The organism is Chryseobacterium herbae (genome assembly GCF_025154075.1).
Classification (GTDB): domain Bacteria; phylum Bacteroidota; class Bacteroidia; order Flavobacteriales; family Weeksellaceae; genus Chryseobacterium; species Chryseobacterium herbae.
The window spans coordinates 652,963-670,997 of sequence record NZ_JAOAMU010000002.1 but is presented as its reverse complement, the minus strand read 5'-3'; the positions used below and the strand labels follow the sequence as shown (position 1 = coordinate 670,997).

Annotated in this window: 12 protein-coding genes; 5 read left to right on the top strand and 7 right to left on the bottom strand. The window is 37.9% G+C overall.

All coding sequences use genetic code 11. From position 1 onward, the window contains the following. Window positions 1–139 precede the first annotated feature (139 nt). The 4 genes from N0B48_RS09080 to N0B48_RS09065 all read right to left on the bottom strand — a co-directional run bounded on the left by N0B48_RS09080 (window position 140) and on the right by N0B48_RS09065 (window position 10,361). Window positions 140–4,705: a TonB-dependent receptor plug domain-containing protein gene (locus N0B48_RS09080; RefSeq protein WP_259838395.1), complete on the bottom strand. Its 4,566-nt coding sequence runs from the start codon at window positions 4,703–4,705 to the stop codon at window positions 140–142. A 3-nt stretch (window positions 4,706–4,708) separates the two neighbouring features. Beyond that, on the bottom strand, window positions 4,709–7,480 hold the full coding sequence (locus tag N0B48_RS09075) for a hypothetical protein (RefSeq protein WP_259838392.1): 2,772 nt from the start codon (window positions 7,478–7,480) through the stop codon (window positions 4,709–4,711). A 66-nt stretch (window positions 7,481–7,546) separates the two neighbouring features. Then, window positions 7,547–9,832, bottom strand: coding sequence for a TonB-dependent receptor plug domain-containing protein (locus N0B48_RS09070; RefSeq protein ID WP_259838391.1), 2,286 nt, complete (start codon window positions 9,830–9,832; stop codon window positions 7,547–7,549). Between the two features lie 10 nt (window positions 9,833–9,842). Beyond that, on the bottom strand, window positions 9,843–10,361 hold the full coding sequence (locus N0B48_RS09065; protein ID WP_259838389.1) for an RNA polymerase sigma factor: 519 nt from the start codon (window positions 10,359–10,361) through the stop codon (window positions 9,843–9,845). A 220-nt stretch (window positions 10,362–10,581) separates the two neighbouring features. Between N0B48_RS09065 and N0B48_RS09060 the strand changes: the two genes are divergently transcribed. The 3 genes from N0B48_RS09060 (at window position 10,582) to N0B48_RS09050 (ending at window position 12,310) form a co-directional block, all read left to right on the top strand. Continuing rightward, window positions 10,582–11,784, top strand: a complete 1,203-nt coding sequence (locus N0B48_RS09060; protein ID WP_259838387.1) for a C1 family peptidase — start codon at window positions 10,582–10,584, stop codon at window positions 11,782–11,784. 172 nt (window positions 11,785–11,956) lie between these two features. Further along, the gene (locus N0B48_RS09055) at window positions 11,957–12,115 is read left to right on the top strand and encodes a bacteriocin-like protein (RefSeq protein ID WP_259838386.1); all 159 of its coding nucleotides are present in this window, start codon (window positions 11,957–11,959) and stop codon (window positions 12,113–12,115) included. A gap of 33 nt (window positions 12,116–12,148) precedes the next feature. Continuing rightward, on the top strand, window positions 12,149–12,310 hold the full coding sequence (locus tag N0B48_RS09050; protein WP_259838384.1) for a hypothetical protein: 162 nt from the start codon (window positions 12,149–12,151) through the stop codon (window positions 12,308–12,310). Window positions 12,311–12,519: 209 nt separating this feature from the next. Here N0B48_RS09050 and N0B48_RS09045 read toward each other — a convergent pair whose 3' ends face one another. Further along, the gene (locus N0B48_RS09045; protein ID WP_259838383.1) at window positions 12,520–13,581 is read right to left on the bottom strand and encodes an NADH:flavin oxidoreductase; all 1,062 of its coding nucleotides are present in this window, start codon (window positions 13,579–13,581) and stop codon (window positions 12,520–12,522) included. 121 nt (window positions 13,582–13,702) lie between these two features. Between N0B48_RS09045 and N0B48_RS09040 the strand changes: the two genes are divergently transcribed. Beyond that, entirely contained in the window at window positions 13,703–14,089 is a 387-nt protein-coding gene (locus N0B48_RS09040; protein ID WP_259838381.1) for a winged helix-turn-helix transcriptional regulator, read from the top strand. Between the two features lie 16 nt (window positions 14,090–14,105). On the opposite strand, the gene N0B48_RS09035 is transcribed toward N0B48_RS09040, so the two are convergent. Together N0B48_RS09035 and N0B48_RS09030 are read right to left on the bottom strand one after the other, a co-directional pair. Continuing rightward, window positions 14,106–14,741 carry a GIY-YIG nuclease family protein gene (locus N0B48_RS09035; protein ID WP_259838380.1) on the bottom strand — a complete coding sequence of 212 codons (636 nt, stop codon included), beginning with the start codon at window positions 14,739–14,741 and terminating at the stop codon, window positions 14,106–14,108. A 123-nt stretch (window positions 14,742–14,864) separates the two neighbouring features. After that, on the bottom strand, window positions 14,865–17,297 hold the full coding sequence (locus N0B48_RS09030; RefSeq protein WP_259838379.1) for an alpha-ketoacid dehydrogenase subunit alpha/beta: 2,433 nt from the start codon (window positions 17,295–17,297) through the stop codon (window positions 14,865–14,867). A gap of 133 nt (window positions 17,298–17,430) precedes the next feature. On the opposite strand from N0B48_RS09030, the gene N0B48_RS09025 reads away from it, so the two are divergent. Beyond that, the gene (locus N0B48_RS09025; RefSeq protein ID WP_259838378.1) at window positions 17,431–17,727 is read left to right on the top strand and encodes a hypothetical protein; all 297 of its coding nucleotides are present in this window, start codon (window positions 17,431–17,433) and stop codon (window positions 17,725–17,727) included. Window positions 17,728–18,035: the final 308 nt, after the last annotated feature.

Below are 18,035 nucleotides of genomic sequence, written 5' to 3'. Positions count from 1 at the left end.
TAAAAACAATACCTCTGCATTCTATTTTGATTTCAATGATATTCTGTAAAAATGTAAATCATCGAACTCACATCCCGCCGTACCTCGCATCCCGCATCCGTACCTCGCATCCCGTACCTCGCAACCCATTACTCATGTCTCACGGTTCAATCCTAGCCCTGATTCCCTCATTCCAATACTTCGCTTCCGGCATATAATAAAGATATGCATTGCTGGCTTTTCCGGTGTATTCTCCGGCAAATTCAACTTTCAGATCGAGGTTGATTACTTTTGTTTCTTCCGTATCAAAATGTTCCCAGTACAACACCAGGTAATTGTCGAAAATTTCATAATAAGAAACCTGCTTTTTATCGATCAGATCTTTCAACAGCGCATTTTGAAGAGTCAGTCCGGCTGGAATCCCGATTTTAGCAGTAACCATTGGAAGCGGTCCATTGATCTTATTTTTTACTGTAACCGTCATTCTGTTCGTCTCTCCTACTTTCGCTGTAGCAGATTTCAGCCTGGTTTCCAATGTCACAGGAATATCCTTACTTTCCGGAGCCTGTAAAGTATAATACTTATAATCCAGTTTATATGGCACCCCTTTTTGGATATTTCCTCCATATTCAACATCTATTTCGTTCTGTCCGGTTCTGTATGCTGAACTCAGGCTTATGTTGGGAGACACTTCTACTTTATTGATTTTAATTTTCGGTTTTTCGGTTCCATACAGCTTTTCATTTTTAGCAAAGAAATCGGACATTGCTTCCAAAGCCAATGTCGTAGCCTGTGTAGATCCAAAACCATAATACCCGTTATAGTTGATCAGTTTATCTGCCGCTTCTGCGATTTTCAGCTGATTCAGTTTTTCATCTTTCTGAAGGGCCATGATGTAAAGCGACAGGGTTTCAGCATTGGCAGATATTCCCCCTGAACCTGTAAAAGTGACCGTAGTTTTTTCAGTTTTAGTTTCATACTGCTGATTCAGTAGGGTCATCAACTGTTGATAATCCTTAGTTTTGCCAAGATAGGCAGATGCATTGGCCATCAGAGTCAGCTGGTAAGAATCTTTGGTGGCTAATGCTTTATTCAATGCATTTTTATAAGGTTCTTCTATTTGATCTTTTAATCCGACCTTAGCCAAAGCATAGATCACATACATATTTCTCGACCATGCATAATCGGAAAAGGGACTTCTCATTTCATAACTTTGCCTCACTTCAAAAGTTCCGTTCTGATTTTTCCTGGATAAAATGAAAGAGGTCAGATTCTGGATCAACTTAGGATCAATATCCACATATTTCTTAAGATCCCCGAATTCCAGCAAGGCAAAAGCTGAAACGGAAGCATCAGATTCCGAAGCATTGAAATACCCAAAACCACCGTCTCTGTTTTTATAACTCAGCATCTTCTGAAAACCTTTTTTCATATTTCTTATGACAAAACTTTCCGTCTGAGGTGTAATCTTTTTAACCGATTTTAAATAATCGAGAATGAAAATATTGGGATATACCGTAGATGAGAGCTGTTCAAAACATCCATGAGGTTCACGTTTAAGCCTTTCCATATCATCAAACAGCTGCAACGCTGTATTTTCATAGACATAATATGACGATGAGAAACTTCCGTTGATATATTCCGGAATGGTGGTTACTCTATTCTCTGAGGTATTGCTGATGATGGAATAATGATGCGGAAACCCTTTTTCTTCCACATTAAACGGAAAAATAGCCGCTTCTCTAATGTCTCCTGACTGTATTGAAAACTGAATATTTGAGTTTATCACATCATCAGTCTGCATCGTAGCAAAAAGCCGACCCGATTCTAATGGCTTCAGGGTAATGATACTGTCAAATTTGATAAGCTTAACCCTGTTTGGAACGATCACATCCATGACCATTTTCCGGGTTTCTGCTGAATTGTTTTTAATGACCACCGGAATCGTCATCTGATCCGTTCTTGTCAGATATTGCGGAATTTTGGCATCAATGGAAATCAGGCTCTGAGCGGCATACACGGTTTCGTCTCTTCCAATCAAACCTTTTCCGGAGATCCCTTCAGTTATAATTCTGAAAGCGGTATTGGCATCGGAATTATAGAATTCAACCTTTGCTTTTCCTTTTTTATCAGTTTCTAACACCGGATTCCAGTAAATCGTTTCCCGGTAATCAAAACGGTATGAAGTATTGGTACTCTGATAAGCCGGATACTGAAAACTTCTGCTGTAAGAATAGGATATGAGACTGTCCTGAGGAACCGTCAGTACTGCATAATATGATTTTGGGGTTATATCAACTTTCAGTTGCGGGCGTGAGTTTTTGACAGAATTAATAATGATAACCCCATTGACTCCAAGACTTCCGTAAATGGATGTAGCAGCAGCATCTTTCAGAACGGTTATGCTGTTGATATCATTTGGATTAATCGATGTTTTGAAATTTTCTACCGGTACCCCATCAACCACGTACAATGGATTTTTGTTCGATACCGAAGCTGTTCCCCTTATCAGAACCGTATTTCCGGGCTGTCCACTGGTGGGGTTGATCATAAGGCCAGAGACTTTCCCGTTCAAAACAGCAGTAACATTTGGATTTTGCAGTTCCTCATTCTTTGAGATGGATGTTGTTGCTGTCAGTTCCTTTTTTTTGAGGATGCTGTATCCGGTTACCACTACTTCTTCAATTCTATCCGACCCCAGAGTATCACTCTTCATATTTCCCTTACTTCCTGATGACCTTTTTGTACGGCTTTCTGTAACAAACTTTGTTTTTTCCTGCTCCACAATCTTTTTTTCCGGATCTTTTCTAAGCTCTATCTTTCCGGTTTCTTTTACGGCTTCTTTTACAATTTCTTCTACATTGACGTTATTCAGAGATTTTTTCGCATGCGGATTCACAGACAGTCTGTAGGATAAAATTCTGATCTTTACCTGTTGTTTAGGCTGAAAAGATTTGGCAACCAGCTTATAATAATCATCCCGTTTCAGATCTGAAAAATAAAAGGTTCCTTCTTCTGAAGTGGTCTGTTTAAGGATTTTTTCTCCCTGTACCAGATAGACTTCAGCTTTGACAGGCTTTTTGTTTTCATCTTCCACAATCCCATAAATAGGGTTCTTTTTTTCAGGAAGGTATTTATATTTTTGATTTTTAATAATTTCCGGAACCAGCTCAAAATACCGGTAGCCATTGGTAAGCATAAGAAGATCAAGGCTTTTGGTTGCTTTTTCTTCTTTTTTATCAAAATAGAACTGTGGTCTTTCCACTTTTCCTTTCAATTCCGAATCCATCAGAAGCCAGGAAAGGATATTGTTCTGTTTGTCGTCTGCATACGTCCAGAGTTTGTCATCAACAACGCTCATCGCAAGATTAGCCGGAACGGGAATGCCGTTTTCATCTGTAGTTTCAATGTCCAGTATTACTTTTTCTCTTGGAAGATACTGTTGTTTTACGGGCTTAATTTTCACATTCATCTGCCTGTTTTCATTCACAAAAACAAGACGTTCTGCAAGAGGAATTTCTCCTTCAAAAACAGTAAATCTGCAGATACCGGCCGGAAGTTCTTTTTCAGAAATTTCAAACTGATTGACCCCTTTCTGTATTGAAAAAGACTGATTATAGATCTCTTTTTCACGGAAGCTTCCTTTCAAAGCTATCGTTCTTTGCCCCGTAGATATGATCCTAACATAGATCTTCTGGTTTTCTTTTTGGATATTCAAAACCACGCCTTCCTCTTTAGCCTCCGGAAGCTGATAAGTTTGGGAAATATTTTCAGGTTTTATCACTTTTGCGTAATAAGTCTCCCCTTTCTTCGGGGTAAATCGAAAACTTCCCATTCCGAAATTGTAGGCTGAAGCATCTGCTGCTTTTTGGTGGTTCTGATTAAAAATTCCCAAAACAGCATCTACAGGTTTTTCATATTCATCTAAAATTTTAAATGCCACATTCTGTTCAATTCCATTGATCAACGTTCCTCCTTCCGGCATGAATTTCACATCAAGATAATTCAGAACAATAGGAATATTTCTGGAAATAGATTCTGTAAAACCTTCAAAATTCACTTTAATATTCAGTAAAGCATCAGATGATTGCAGAACCTTAGGAAGATTGAATTTAAGCTGCTTTTTACCTTCTTTATCTGTAAGCAGTTTTCCTTCTGAAATGATTTCTCCATTATGCATTACCGTATAATCTGCTTCATAAAAGGGAATTACCTGGTTGCTCAGACTTCGCATTGAAAAATCTGCCAAAACCTCATCGCCGGGACCATATCCTTTTTTCGGAAACTCGAGTTTCATCAGAATTCTCGGTGACACGACTTTCTGCAACGTGATTTCTTTTTCAAAAGTATTTTTCCCTTCTTCGTTCTGCATCCAGTTGGTAAATGCCCTGATCTTGTAAATTCCACCTTTCATCTCGTCACTGAAATAGAAATATCCTTCTGCATAGCCATTTTCAATTTCATATTTAGCTTTTTTAATCACACTTCCGCTTGGATCAATAAGTTCAAAGTTGACAACTCTGCTCTGATCCGCCGGGAGATTATTCTCCGCTTTCACGACGTAAATTTTAAAGTACATTTCCTCGCCCGGTTTATAAAAAACATGGCTGGTCTGTACATACGTTTTTTCTTTTTCGAAATCTCTAAACTGATTCTGCGCTTTCAAACCCATCGTTGAAAACAGTAGAACAAAGAATAAAATATAGGTTGTAGTCTTGAAATTCATACCTTAAAATTGAAATGAAACCATGCATCCAAAAGTCTTGTAAGAAGGGAGATTGAAGAAATCAAGCCCTCTTCCGCTGTCCAGATCATAAAAATTCTGGTTGGGATCTACTCCCTTGTTGGCCTGCCAGAGAAGAATATTATTGATATAAAAAGTAATTCCCAGTCCTCTCCTGAATTTGCCAACATCGAATTTCCCCGTCAATGAAATATTGTTGATTCTTATGTAATCTGCCTTCTGTACATAGTCTTCTGCCACGCCCAGATAGCCATATCTCGTCCATCTGTTTTCGGAAACATTCTGTGCTGGATTGTAAAAATCAACAGGAATTTGATTGGAATTTCCATTTGAATCTACTCCCTGGAAGACATAATTTTTGATATTTCTCTCATCACCCGAATTTTGAGAACGACCGTAGTAATCGAGGACCGCTTGGGTTCCATTCCACAACTGGCCGCCTTTTTTCCATTCCCAATTGATATCCAGAGAAAACATTTTATAGTTGATTGTATGATTGAATTTAACCACAAAATCAGGGGTAGGATCGGCAATAATTTTTAATCCAGCTGCTTTTTTGGGATATCCAAATTCATCGATAATCAATTCTCCGGATGCATTTCTTTCAAAATAACTTCCCATCACGGCACCAAAAATCTGTCCCTCAGATAAAGTCTTATACACATCGCTGAAGCCTGCAACGGCTATATGGTTGTATCCTGCATTGACCCGGTTTACCACATCTTTGTATTTAAAGAAAGAAGCTTTATGACTAGTCGTGAAATCTGTGCCCAGATAGATATTGTCATATGCAAAATTCGCTTCATAGCCACTGTACGTATGGTCTGCCAGGTTTTTCAGCTGCAAGAGGTTATTTTCAAAAACCGGGAAAGCATCATCTGTCACTTTTCGATTAAAATATTCGGCCTCCAAACTTATATGGTAGCCAACTTTCACTCTGAAGCCTGCTTTTCCTTCCTTACTGTTGATATTTGAAAGATTCCGGAACGTTTGCGCTTCTAAAACCGGAAAGTACTGATTGGCATTCTGCGCATTCAGCAAAGTCGTGGCATAAGAAGAATAGGATTTCGTTATCTCCGGCTCCGAGCTCATTTCTGTGTAGGCGCCCAGAATTTTAAAATCTACGTTGTGCCAGTCAAAAACATTCTGGAAGGTCAGATAAGCATTGACCTTTGGAAGCCAGTAGGTGTTTTTTGCGGATGTATTTGAGATATAGAAGGCATTACCCACATTAAACCCTGCGCCGAGGTCACTGCGGTAGCTGGAATAATCATATTTATAGTTTAAGATATAATCCTGGGATGTCCTTTGGTAGGAATAGGCTGTTTTTGTCAGGCTATTGTAAACGTCAGATTTTCTGTCATTCAGAATAAAATTCAGACTCAGAACACTTCTTCTGTCGCTTCCACCGAAAGAATAAGATCCTGAAAGATTGGAACTGTAGAGTTTATTTTCCTGGTTCCTCTCACTGTACAGACCGTTTGCAAAGCCATGTGTCGATGGTTTGTAGTAATCCGTATTCAGGAAGCTGTCGTTTTCGTAGGATTGGTTGACCGCCAGTTTAAAATTGGACCAGTTTCTTTCCAGTCCAAAGCTGAACTGTCTCCTCCTGTCACGGTAGTTGTATTTGTTTTCCTGATTTAATAAAAAGTAAGGATTGTCTGCAGACTGTCCGTATCTTCTCTGTAAACCATCTGCAAGAAGCGTATTCTGTGCATTTGAAAAAGAAATCGGCGTAAGCAGTGCATTTTGGTACACTCTGTTGAAAAGTCCGATTCTGTTGAAATTTACTGCTTTATTTTCATCATAATTTAACCCCAAGTTCACTGAAAAATTAAGAATTTTCGAGCTTAGTTTTGTTTTAAATGTATTGAGCATACTGTACTGATCCATAAAATACATCTGATCTTTCTGCTGCCCCAGATCTACAGACAGTCTGAGTTTTTCGTCGTAATATCCTTTGGTCAGGGAAGTATTCAGTCTCAACTGGTTATTGTAGCTGAAAACGGTTTTGAAAATATCGTTGTTGTAAGCTTTAGCGGGAGAAATTCCGCTGCCAACAGGGATTAGCCTTCCATTCCAGTCGTATTCATAAGGATGATGATCAAATCCCAGTGAAGAAATATCCGGTCCGAAACTGAACATCTCACCCGTTTCAGGCCCTTGCCATTCAAGCTGACCGTTTTGGGAGCGTCCCTGCACGTACCGGTTTTGAGTCCGTGGAACAGAATTCCTGATTTTAACGTCAAAAGAGGTTGTAAAACTTCCGCCAAAACCAAGAAATTTATCCGGTTGTTCTCTTAAATGGTAGGTGTTCTCAGTAATCTTTTTAATCTTTCTTACCTCAGAAAAATTATATATTGAAATGCCGGTTACATGTTCTTTGGAATTCTCCAGGCTGAACTCATCTTTTAATTCTTTGGTCACTAAACTGTCGTAGGCTCTGCTTCTGACATTCCGAACACTTGCTTTCTCAATCCGGCTTTCCAGAATGTCTTTAAGCTCATCAAGTCCATAAGCTACAAGTCTGCTTTTTCCATCATTCCAGAGCAGGGTATCTTTTTCTTTGGCAGCGATAATCGCAAAACCATTTCCATCGGTAAGTTCATATATTCCACTATTCTTATTATAAATCTTAAGAAAATTCTGGGGCTTATTTTTTTTATTTAAAAATATTCCTGAATAGTAAAGCTGGGAGTTTTGCGAAAACAAAAAGTTGGCTGCAAGAGGCAGCAGCACCAAATACATTTTCTTCATCGTTATTAATATTTCTAAAAATAGTGAAAAAAAAGAAATTTCCGGGGAAATTTCTTTTTCAACTAGTTAATTTTTGATCACCTTAAAGGTTTCCCACTGCGCTCCGGATCTTAATCTCAGCAAATAAATACTCTGGGGGTAAGCAGTAATGTCTATTGTGTTTTTACCTTCGTTCAGCTTCTCTTTCCGCATAATGATCTTTCCCGCCAGATCATAAACGAAGAGTTCGTCTATCGCATATCTGGACTTTATATTGATGATTCCTTTGGTAGGATTCGGGAAAATCACAGTTTTGGATTCCAGCTGGTTATTAACTTCTGTTTCAAGCTTTTTGTTCAGATGATCATTTGAAATTCCGTCGTTGCATTCCGGAAGTGTTGCCCGCTGAAGGATCAGTCTTAATAACAGCGCATTCAGCTTTTCTACTTCATAAGAATCAATGGTAGGTTTTATATGATCATTTCCTATTCCACTGTCGTTGGTCAGGAAAGTATAGGTTCCATTCGTCAGCAATGCAAAGGTTCTCATCAGATATTCCGTCTGCTTATCCGTATCGCTGGCCGCCAGAGGAATCACGGTAATTCCTTTTTTCGACGCAAGTTTTATGGTCTCATAAAGCTTATTGATATTCTCATCCGAGTGATGCGGGGGTGCATCAAGAATCAAAAACATGATTTTGGCTGAATTTTCGGTACTCCATTTCAGTTCATTAATGGAAACCTGCATGGCTTCTACCACTGCTTCAGGAGTATCTCCTCCTCCTCCGGCATTTTGTCTTTTAATAAAACTCACAAGTTCTTCGGCTTTATCGGAAAAGTCAAATTTGCGGGTCACGTATTCATCTCCCTGGTCTCTGTAAAAAACAGATCCGTATCGTACGGTAGTATTTTTAAGATTGCTTTCCACCTTTTTTAAAACATCGAGAAGCTCAGACTGCAGATACGAAATTTCATCTCCCATAGAACCTGTAGCATCCACTACAAATGCAAGATCAAGGTTTCGTTTTGTGACGCAGGCTTTATCCAGCATAATCAGGTTTTGTCCGTTTTTAAAATCCCTGATATTTGTGCTGATAATCTGTCCTGAACCGTCAGCCAAATAATACTTTCCGGAAACAGAATGACTGCCTTTCATGGGCTCGATCCATAATTCTGCATTTCCCAGGTTATTGGAAACCGCTTCCCAGATGATCTCTTTTTTATCGTTCAATAGTTTTACTTTTTCGCCGATTACTGGCTTTCTGTTTTTATTGACCAATTGTACAGAAACCCTTCTGTCAGGGAAGAAATTCCAGATATTCTTATATTCGTCAAGAGTCGGAACTGCGATATCTTTCCAGTAGTCCCATTTTGAGAAATCATTGACTTCTCCGGCGGTTAAAAGTCCTGCTTTCGGAAGATCGTTCTCTTCTTCTTTTATGCTTTCTTCTGTTTTTTTTGAGGCTTCTTCTTTCAGTTTTTCAATATCGGATTTTGACAGGCCCCGGGTAGTCACCAAAATTACTCCATTGGTGGCTTTGCTACCATACAAAGCTGTAGCTTCCAATCCCTTTAAGACTTTTATTTCTTTAATATTGCTGGGATCTAATGAATTCAGCACTTCTGATTCTTCGCCAAATACCACTCCATCTACTATAAATAATGCTTTACTGACGCTCATACTTTTAGCCCCTCTAATCATTATTTCCGAGTGTTTCCCCTTTCCTGACGAAACTGACACCCCGGCTACGCTGCCACTTAAAGAAGCTAATGCAGAAGGTCTTCCAGCACTCATTTCCGTGGAAGCGACCATAGTACTTGATGAAGTTACTGAACTCACCTTTTTTTTCAACCCCATTGAACCAGTCATTACGACTTCTTCTATCCTCGTTTCTCTTAAAGTATCTCTTTTTCCTTGTCCGGAATATTTATCTTCCTCTGGTCTTTCAGGAAGTTCGCAAGAAATGGTTCTTGGGTTGTCTAAACTTATGGGCGCAACGGGTTCATAAGCAAGTACGGGCTGCACAGGTTTTAGTTCTAATTCTTTTTCTATATTGGCTTTTACTGTACTGTCTATTGTCTGGATATTATTCTTTTCAGAGCGATTTTCTGTCCTGTTTTCTACGATTACAGGCTTCGGGTTTTCAGCCGTTCTATCTTTAGTGATAAAATAAAATGCCCCCAATCCAATGATTAAACTTGCCGCGATTCCATACGGAAACCACACAGGTAATATTCTCTTTTTCTCTTCTTTTTTATCTAATTTCTCTTCAACTTTGGCCCAGACTTTATCAAAACCCGGAAAAACCGTCGGTTCTTCTGAAAGCTTAGAAGCATCATTGAATTTTTTATCTATGTCGTGATTGTTTTCCATTGCCTAAAATTTAAATGTTCTGATTAACCAAAAGTTCCTGTAGTTTTTTCCTTGCAAAATTGAGCTGGGATTTGGAAGTCCCCTCGCTTATAGATAGCATGGAAGCAATTTCTTTATGCGGATATCCTTCAATCGCAAACAGATTGAATATCGCTCTGCAGCCTTCGGGAAGAAAGTTCAGCAGGCTCAGGATATCTTTCTCAAATGAGATACTTTCGGATAAGGTTCCGGATGTTTCTGCAAAATTGTCATCCATGGAAACAAACTGTGCTTTGGTAGCTCTCAATTTCTGAAGGCATTCATTAACCGCAATTTTTCTGGCCCATCCTTCGAAAGTGTCTACATTCTGGAGTTGGCTGATCTTCGTGAATATTTTGTAGAACGTATCGGCCAATACTTCTTCAATGTCTTCATCATTTTTCAGATAGCGTCTGCAGACTGAGTACAGCTTGCCCGCCATTTTCTCGTAAACCTTCCGCTGTGCACTGCGGCTGTTACGTTGGCATTCTATTAGTAATTCTCTTTCCATAGTCAGGCTTTATACTCTTATAGATGCATCAACTTTAAGATAGGTTGGAAACATTTTAAATCTTTTTTGTTAAAAGGGCAAAATACTGAATAAACTGATACACAAACAGGTTCGTTTGATTTCTTTTTTTTCAACTTTTTTCACTTTCAAATTTAACTTTTCCCTTTGTAACAAATCTTTAATAGGAACGACTATTCATATAAATAATCTTTTTATAGTAATGAAAAATACCAAAATTGCCTCATTACTTTTTGTTTTGTCTGCAGGAAGTATGATGTTTGCCCAAGATGACTTGATCAACAAATTAAAGAACAATCAATCACAAAATGCTAATTTTCAGTTCACCGCGTTAAAAGACGTAGGAGCTACTTCAGTAAAAAACCAGGGATCATCCGGAACCTGCTGGAGCTACTCCGGGAATTCTTTCCTTGAATCTGAAATGCAGAGAATGGGTAAAAAACCTGTAGATCTGGCTGAAATTTTTACGGCAAGAAATTCTTACCACGATAAAGCTAAATTATTTGTACTAAACGGCGGAGCGATCAGCTGGGGTGACGGAGGCGAATTGCACGATGTGATCAATATGTACAAAAAATATGGTGCGGTACCTCAGGATGTGTATACAGGATTACAATCCGGACAGACCCTTAATAACTTTAAGGAAATGCAGGGGAAATTAAAAACAGTTCTGGATAGCCTTGTTCAGGCAAGTTCAAAAGGAAAACTTTCGGATAACTGGATGGATTCAGTAGATTCAATTCTTGATGAATATCTTGGAAAAGTACCTGCTAATTTTACCTATGAAGGAAAGAATTACACCCCTAAAACATTCGCTAAAGAAGTAGTAGGAATCAATCCTGAAGATTATATAGAAATTTCTTCGTACAAAGATTACCCGTACTATCAGAAATTCGTAGTTCCGATTCCTGATAACTGGAGCCATGATTCTGACTGGAATGTTCCGATGAAAGATTTAACATCAATCATTGACAACGCCGTAAACAAAGGATATTCCGTAGGATGGGCTACAGACGTTTCTGAGCCTTATTTCTCATACAAAAACGGGGTAGCTTATGTTCCTGATGTGGATCTGAACGGGATCACTCCTGAAAACAAGCAAACGCTGTTTACTGAGCCTAAGAAAGATAAAACCATCACAGAAGATATGCGTCAGAAAGCGCTTAACAATCTTTCTACAACCGATGATCACGGTATGCACATCGTAGGATTGGCGAAAGACCAGACTGGAAAAGAATATTATATGGTTAAAAACTCATGGGGTGTAACCAATGATTTCGAGGGGTATCTTTATGTAACAAGACCTTATGTAGAGTACAAATCAACTGCGATCCTTATCCATAAGAATGCAGTTCCAAAAAGTATTCTTAAGCAGCTGAAGCCTACTAAAAATATTGGTTTATAATAAAAAATCACTGTTACCGTTCACTGCGGTAATTTTAGATATTTAAATCTGTTAAAACCGCGCTCCAAAATTTTTGGAGCGCGGTTTGTTTTTTTACAGTCATATTTTTTTTACAAATATTTCGCTATCTGGTGAAAATATTTTACTTTTAATCTTCAACAAATTATTACATATGAAAAATTTAAAGAAATTAGCCAAATCTGATTTAAAGAAAATTAATGGTGGAAGTGCACCAGACTGTCCGGCAGAAACAACACCATGTTATCATGGTCCTAAAAATGGTATTCCAAGCCATTGGACATGTGAGCCGGGGATAGGATGTCCTAAATAGTACACAAGTAAAAGAATCAACAAATTATCACGTATGAAAAATCTAAAGCAGTTAAAAAAATCAGATTTAAAGGAAATTTATGGCGGAAATGCACCGGAATGTCCGGAAGGAACTGTTGCGTGCCTTATACCACCTAAGAATGGATCTCCCGTGCGTTGGAGATGTGTTCCGGTTACCATGGAATGTCCTGATTAACATCAATTAAAAACCCGCTTCCAGAAGTTCTGAAAGCGGGTTTCTTTAAATAAATAGGTGAAAATTAAATATAAAATAAAGAAAATTTGTAGGTTTTGACCGTGAATAGTCAATGGTCAATTTTGCTACGCAAGTGAATGATGACCCCATTCTTTTCTATAAAATTAAAAATTGACAGCGAAGCGAATTCACAATTGACCATTCACCTCTTAATACAATTTCGCCATGCTTTCCGCTGAAAAGTCCAAAAGCTCTTCTGTATTTCCGGTTTTTATTTTTTGAGCCCATTGTGGATCCTGTAAAAGTGCACGTCCTACGGCTACAAGATCAAATTCCTGATTGTCCAGTCTTCTGATCAGTTCACTAAGGTCTGTCTTCTCTGTTCCCTGTCCTGCAAAAGAACTCATGACATCTCCTTTCAATCCTACAGAACCTACAGTGATTGTTGGCTGTCCTGTAATTTTTTTAGCCCAACCTGCAAAATTTAAGTCAGAACCTTCAAATTCCGGTTCCCAGAAACGACGCTGTGAACAATGGAAAATATCCACTCCGGCTTCTTTTAACGGCAATAACCATTCTTCCATTTCAGTTGGATTAGCGGTCAATCTGCTGCTGTAATCCTGCTGCTTCCACTGTGAAAGACGAAGAATAATCGTAAAATCCTCTCCTACTGCAGCTCTGATGGCTTTAACCACATCCACTGCGAAACGGTTTCTTTCTTTGATGGTTTTTCCACCGTATTCATCGGTTCTGGTATTGGTTACTTCCCAAAAAAACTGATCGATAAGGTAACCATGTGCTCCATGAATTTCAAGGCAGTCGAAACCAAGATCTTTTGCAGATTTTGCAGAAGCTGCGAACTGGGCGATCGTATCCTGAATATCTTCCAAAGTCATGGTAGAAGCTTTCTCCATGGGGGCCAGCGGGTAGTCTTCAGACGATCTGGTATCTCCTACATGCCAGATCTGAGGTCCCATTTTTCCACCATTCTGATGAACGGCATTGATCACGTTTTTCCAGCCTGCCAATGCTTCATTTCCGTAAAAATCCGGGATGTTCTGCATGTTTTTAGAGGCTGTTCTGTTGATCACGGTTCCTTCAGAAAGAATCAATCCAACGTCGGAAGCGGCTCTTCTTGCATAATATTCTGCGATATTTTGGGTTGGAACTCCATTATCAGATTGCGCTCTCGTCATAGGAGCCATTACAATTCTATTTTTAAGTTCCAGATTTTTGTAAACAAAAGGTTTAAATAATGATTCTGTGCTCATTTTTAAATGGGTATTTTATAATTGTTACACAAAGTAACTAATAATAGTTCATATTTGTATCTCTTGTCAGAAAAAAGTGGTAACTTCGCAGTAACTTACATTAGTAACTTAAAAGTAACAGATGAAAAAGAACGAATTAATGCAATACAGCTGTCCTTTAGGTAAGGCTATGTCTGCCTTGGGAAGTAAGTGGAAACCGATCATTGTTTTGGTGATTAAAGACCGTAAACTTCGATTTGGAGAACTTGCCGTGCGAATTAATGTTATTTCCAGAAAAGTTCTTACTGACCAGTTAAGAGAAATGCAAACGGATGGCTTGATCATCCGCGAAGAGTTTAAAGAACTTCCTCCAAGGGTTGAATATTCGTTGACAGAAAAAGGGTTGGCCTTATTACCGATTTTATATTTGCTGGAAGAGTGGGAAGCGAAGTTTGATAATAAGGACGTGCAGTATGATAAGGATTGTAATGTTCTTGATAGTAAAATAAAAGGAACCCTTCAAGTTTAATTAATTATCATAGAATTTATAAAATTTGTTCATCTTTTACAAGATTTAAAAAATCATATTTACTAAGATTTGTTTCAAATATCTTTAAATGAAATTTATGTTCTCTACTTAATTCATGAAAAATATCTATAGCTTTTTCATAGTTACACCTGAACGCTTCATTTGATTTTTTTAGTTCTTTTCCTCGGTAGTAATGCAATCCATATTCACGATATTTTTCAAGTTTAATTTGAATTTGTCTTTCCCTAAGACCCATTTCGTCGACTTTAATGGCTGCTAAAATCTTCCAATCTGCATGAAAGCCATATCCTTTATTTTCATTTAAATATTTTTCTCTTTTCTCATAATTAGTTGTCGCTCCAATTTTAATTTTCCCCCCCCATAAAGTTCCTGCAATATAAATATAACCTTCCTCATGTTCTCTCATTTGAAAACTAATTCTTGCAGAATTACACATAACACACTGCCCTTTACTATTTTTTATTGTGTGGCTTGAGTTTTTATTGCAAGGGAATGCATTGTAGGCAAATTTTTTATTATTATTTTCCATCCATAATTTTGCATACTTGGTCATTTTGCTTCCATTTAAATCAGCACAAATATCAAAATCAATTTTATTTCTAGTTAAAAATTCTATTTCAATTTCATTCATCGATTGTAATTATACAATATTCTAAATTAAATTTACAAATTTGTGACAATCCATTTAGATTTATTTCATTAAAAAAACCGCTTCCCAAAAAGAAAGCGGTTTCATTTTTATCTAAAATCCCAATTAGAATATCGCAGGATATTTCTGAGGGTTTGTTTCATTGAACATGGCGTAGATTCTTTCTACCATATCATCTGAAGATGGCTTGCTGAAATAATCTCCGTCACTTGCATAAGCAGGTCTGTGATCGTTGGCTGCAATCGTCAACGGATCTGAATCCAGGTATCTGAATGCCTTCTGCTTCTCAAGGATCTGCTGAAGAATAAACGCTGAAGTACCTCCTTCCACATCTTCGTCAATTACGACCAATCTGTTGGTTCTCTTCACGCTTTCCGCAATTTCGTTTGTTAAATCGAATGGAATTAAAGACTGAACGTCAATAACTTCTGCAGAGATACCTAATTTTTCCAATTCTTCTGCTGCATCCATTACAATTCTCCATGTAGAACCGTAAGTCACTAAAGTAACATCTTTTCCTTCTTTCGTTACTTCAATTTTTCCGACAGGAACAGTGAATTCACCTAAGTTATCAGGCTGCTTTTCTTTTAATCTGTATCCGTTCAGACATTCAACAATCACCGCTGGATCGTCACTTTGAAGCATGGTGTTGTAGAAACCGGCAGCTTTAGTCAGGTTTCTTGGTACCAATACCAGAATACCTTTAGAAAGGTTCAGAATTCCCGCCATCGGAGAACCTGAATGCCATACACCTTCCAGTCTGTGACCTCTTGTTCTGATGATTACAGGCGCTTTCTGACCGCCTTTTGTTCTGTATTGAACCGTTGCTAAGTCATCACTCATTCCCTGTAAACAGTATAAAATATAATCTAAGTACTGGATCTCAGCGATAGGTCTCAAACCTCTCATTGCCATACCAATACCCTGACCAAGAATGGTAGCTTCACGGATTCCGGTATCTGCTACACGTACTTCACCATATTTTTCCTGCATTCCTTCAAGTCCCTGGTTTACGTCACCGATATTTCCGGCGTCTTCACCAAATACTAAAGTTTCAGGATATTTTTCGAAAATTTTATCGAAATTATTTCTTACCACTACTCTTCCGTCTACTTCTTCAGAATTTTCTGAGAAAACAGGAGCGATCTCTTTTACGTTTTCAGCTTTCCACTGAGACTGAGAATATAAGTGGGAAGAATAGTTGTCTTTTTCTATTTCAAAAACTTCATTGTATTTCTGCATCAATTGGGTTCTTTCCGCAGAATTCGTTCCTCTTGTTGCCAATAAAGCTTTTCTTATCAGATGGAAAACATCTTTTTTGGCTTTAGAAACCAATTTATTGAACTGCCCGATATAACTTTCAATTTCAGCATTCTGACCTTTAAGGTTTTCCACTAGCGGAAGAACAGACTGAATCAAATCCGTAATGGTCTTCTGGTAGTTCTCCCAGGCATTTTTCTGCCCTGCTTTTACTATTTTTTTAGCTTCTTCATCAATGGCATCCAATTCTTCAACAGAAGCGATAATTTCTTCTTTTCCTTCAATTTCGATTGAATAATTTAAAACCCATTCTCTGAATTTCACTAATCCATCAAACTGAGATTCCCATGACAGACGCTCTTCATTTTTATATCGTTCGTGAGATCCTGAAGTAGAGTGACCCTGAGGCTGTGTCACTTCAATCACATGAACCACTACAGGAACACTTTCCATTCTTGCAAACTGCTCTGCTCTTGCATAAGCATCCAATAATGCAGGATAATCCCATGCTTTCACCTGAATGATCTCACATCCCTGGTTTTCGCCTTCTTTTCTTTGGAAACCGCTTAACATTTCTGCAATGTCAGCTTTTGCTCTCTGATTTTTGGTAGGAACTGAAATTCCATATCCGTCATCCCAGATAGAAACGATCATAGGAACCTGAAGCGCACAGGCAGCATTCAATGTTTCCCAGAAATGTCCTTCTGCTGTGGACGCATCCCCAATGGTTCCGAAAGCAATTTCATTACCTTCATTAGAGAACTTTTCAGAACCGTCGAATGTTACACTTTTATACACTTTAGAAGCCTGAGCCAATCCTAATAATCTAGGCATCTGTCCAGCGGTAGGAGAAATATCTGAAGAAATATTTTTCTGTGCCATAAGATTTTTCCAGCTTCCGTCTTCATTTAAACTTCTTGTCGCGAAGTGTCCGTTCATCTGTCTTCCTGCGGATGCCGGTTCTCTTTCCACGCTTGTATCTGCATAAAGCTGCGCGAAAAAGCTTTCAACCGTTAAAGCATCTGCTGCTAATGCAAAAGTCTGATCCCTGTAATATCCTGAACGGAAGTCTCCATTTCTGAAAACTTTCGCCATCGCAAGCTGAGGAAGTTCTTTACCGTCCCCAAAAATTCCGAATTTAGCTTTTCCTGTAAGCACTTCTCTTCTTCCAAGATAAGACATCTCGCGCGATATCCTTCCTAACCTGTAATCCTCAAGTATCTGATTTTTAAAATCCTGGAAAGAAATTTGCTGTGTTTCAATATAGGTTGTCTGCATAGCTAGATATAAAAGTTTTTATTCTTCAAGTATGCCGCTAATATACAATTTTTAAATTAATTTTAATTTTCAATAATCTTTTTTAAAAATTTGATAATAAAAAAATAGTGTTTTATATTGTAAAAAATTGTAAATGATGGAAAAAAAATCGCCTCATATCCTTAATGCATCGAGCAACCTTTTAGGTTTTTCCCTGATTATCATTACTTCCCTTAAAATCACTAAAATCAGTAATCATACCCATCTGGATGAATTTGCCAGCCTGGCATGTCTCCTTTTTGCATGCAGCTGTTTTTTTTCCTTTCTTGCGATCCGTACTAAAAATGAAAAGCGGGAAACGAGGTATGAGACTATTGCGGATTATTTATTTTTAACTGCTTTATTTTGTATAGTTCTAGCTGTTATAATTGTAACTGTTAAAATAATTTAAATTCGATTTAGGTATTTCAACAAAATATTAAACGACTGATTTTAAAATGGCTATAAAAATTTTTGATCCCACTGCAATGATCGTTGAAACAGAAAACGGATAAATTATTGCATCCAAAATAAATGAAAAAAGCTGGATTGCCGGTAACAATTTTAGCTGGAAACTTGACCTTTTAAAAAAAATATTAATTAATAAAGATGATTTTCTATGCTTTGGAAGGTTTAGTTTATTTGCTACCTATTTTTTAAGCATTAAGCTACATTTAAATAAGATACACTTCAAAAACTTCGGATTAAACTATTATTGTT

Coding starts and splice junctions, on each gene's coding strand:
- N0B48_RS09080 (WP_259838395.1), bottom strand. CDS start 4,705: ATGAATTTCAAGACTACAACCTATATTTTATTCTTTGTTCTACTGTTT.
- N0B48_RS09075 (WP_259838392.1), bottom strand. CDS start 7,480: ATGAAGAAAATGTATTTGGTGCTGCTGCCTCTTGCAGCCAACTTTTTG.
- N0B48_RS09070 (WP_259838391.1), bottom strand. CDS start 9,832: ATGGAAAACAATCACGACATAGATAAAAAATTCAATGATGCTTCTAAG.
- N0B48_RS09065 (WP_259838389.1), bottom strand. CDS start 10,361: ATGGAAAGAGAATTACTAATAGAATGCCAACGTAACAGCCGCAGTGCA.
- N0B48_RS09060 (WP_259838387.1), top strand. CDS start 10,582: ATGAAAAATACCAAAATTGCCTCATTACTTTTTGTTTTGTCTGCAGGA.
- N0B48_RS09055 (WP_259838386.1), top strand. CDS start 11,957: ATGAAAAATTTAAAGAAATTAGCCAAATCTGATTTAAAGAAAATTAAT.
- N0B48_RS09050 (WP_259838384.1), top strand. CDS start 12,149: ATGAAAAATCTAAAGCAGTTAAAAAAATCAGATTTAAAGGAAATTTAT.
- N0B48_RS09045 (WP_259838383.1), bottom strand. CDS start 13,581: ATGAGCACAGAATCATTATTTAAACCTTTTGTTTACAAAAATCTGGAA.
- N0B48_RS09040 (WP_259838381.1), top strand. CDS start 13,703: ATGAAAAAGAACGAATTAATGCAATACAGCTGTCCTTTAGGTAAGGCT.
- N0B48_RS09035 (WP_259838380.1), bottom strand. CDS start 14,741: ATGAATGAAATTGAAATAGAATTTTTAACTAGAAATAAAATTGATTTT.
- N0B48_RS09030 (WP_259838379.1), bottom strand. CDS start 17,297: ATGCAGACAACCTATATTGAAACACAGCAAATTTCTTTCCAGGATTTT.
- N0B48_RS09025 (WP_259838378.1), top strand. CDS start 17,431: ATGATGGAAAAAAAATCGCCTCATATCCTTAATGCATCGAGCAACCTT.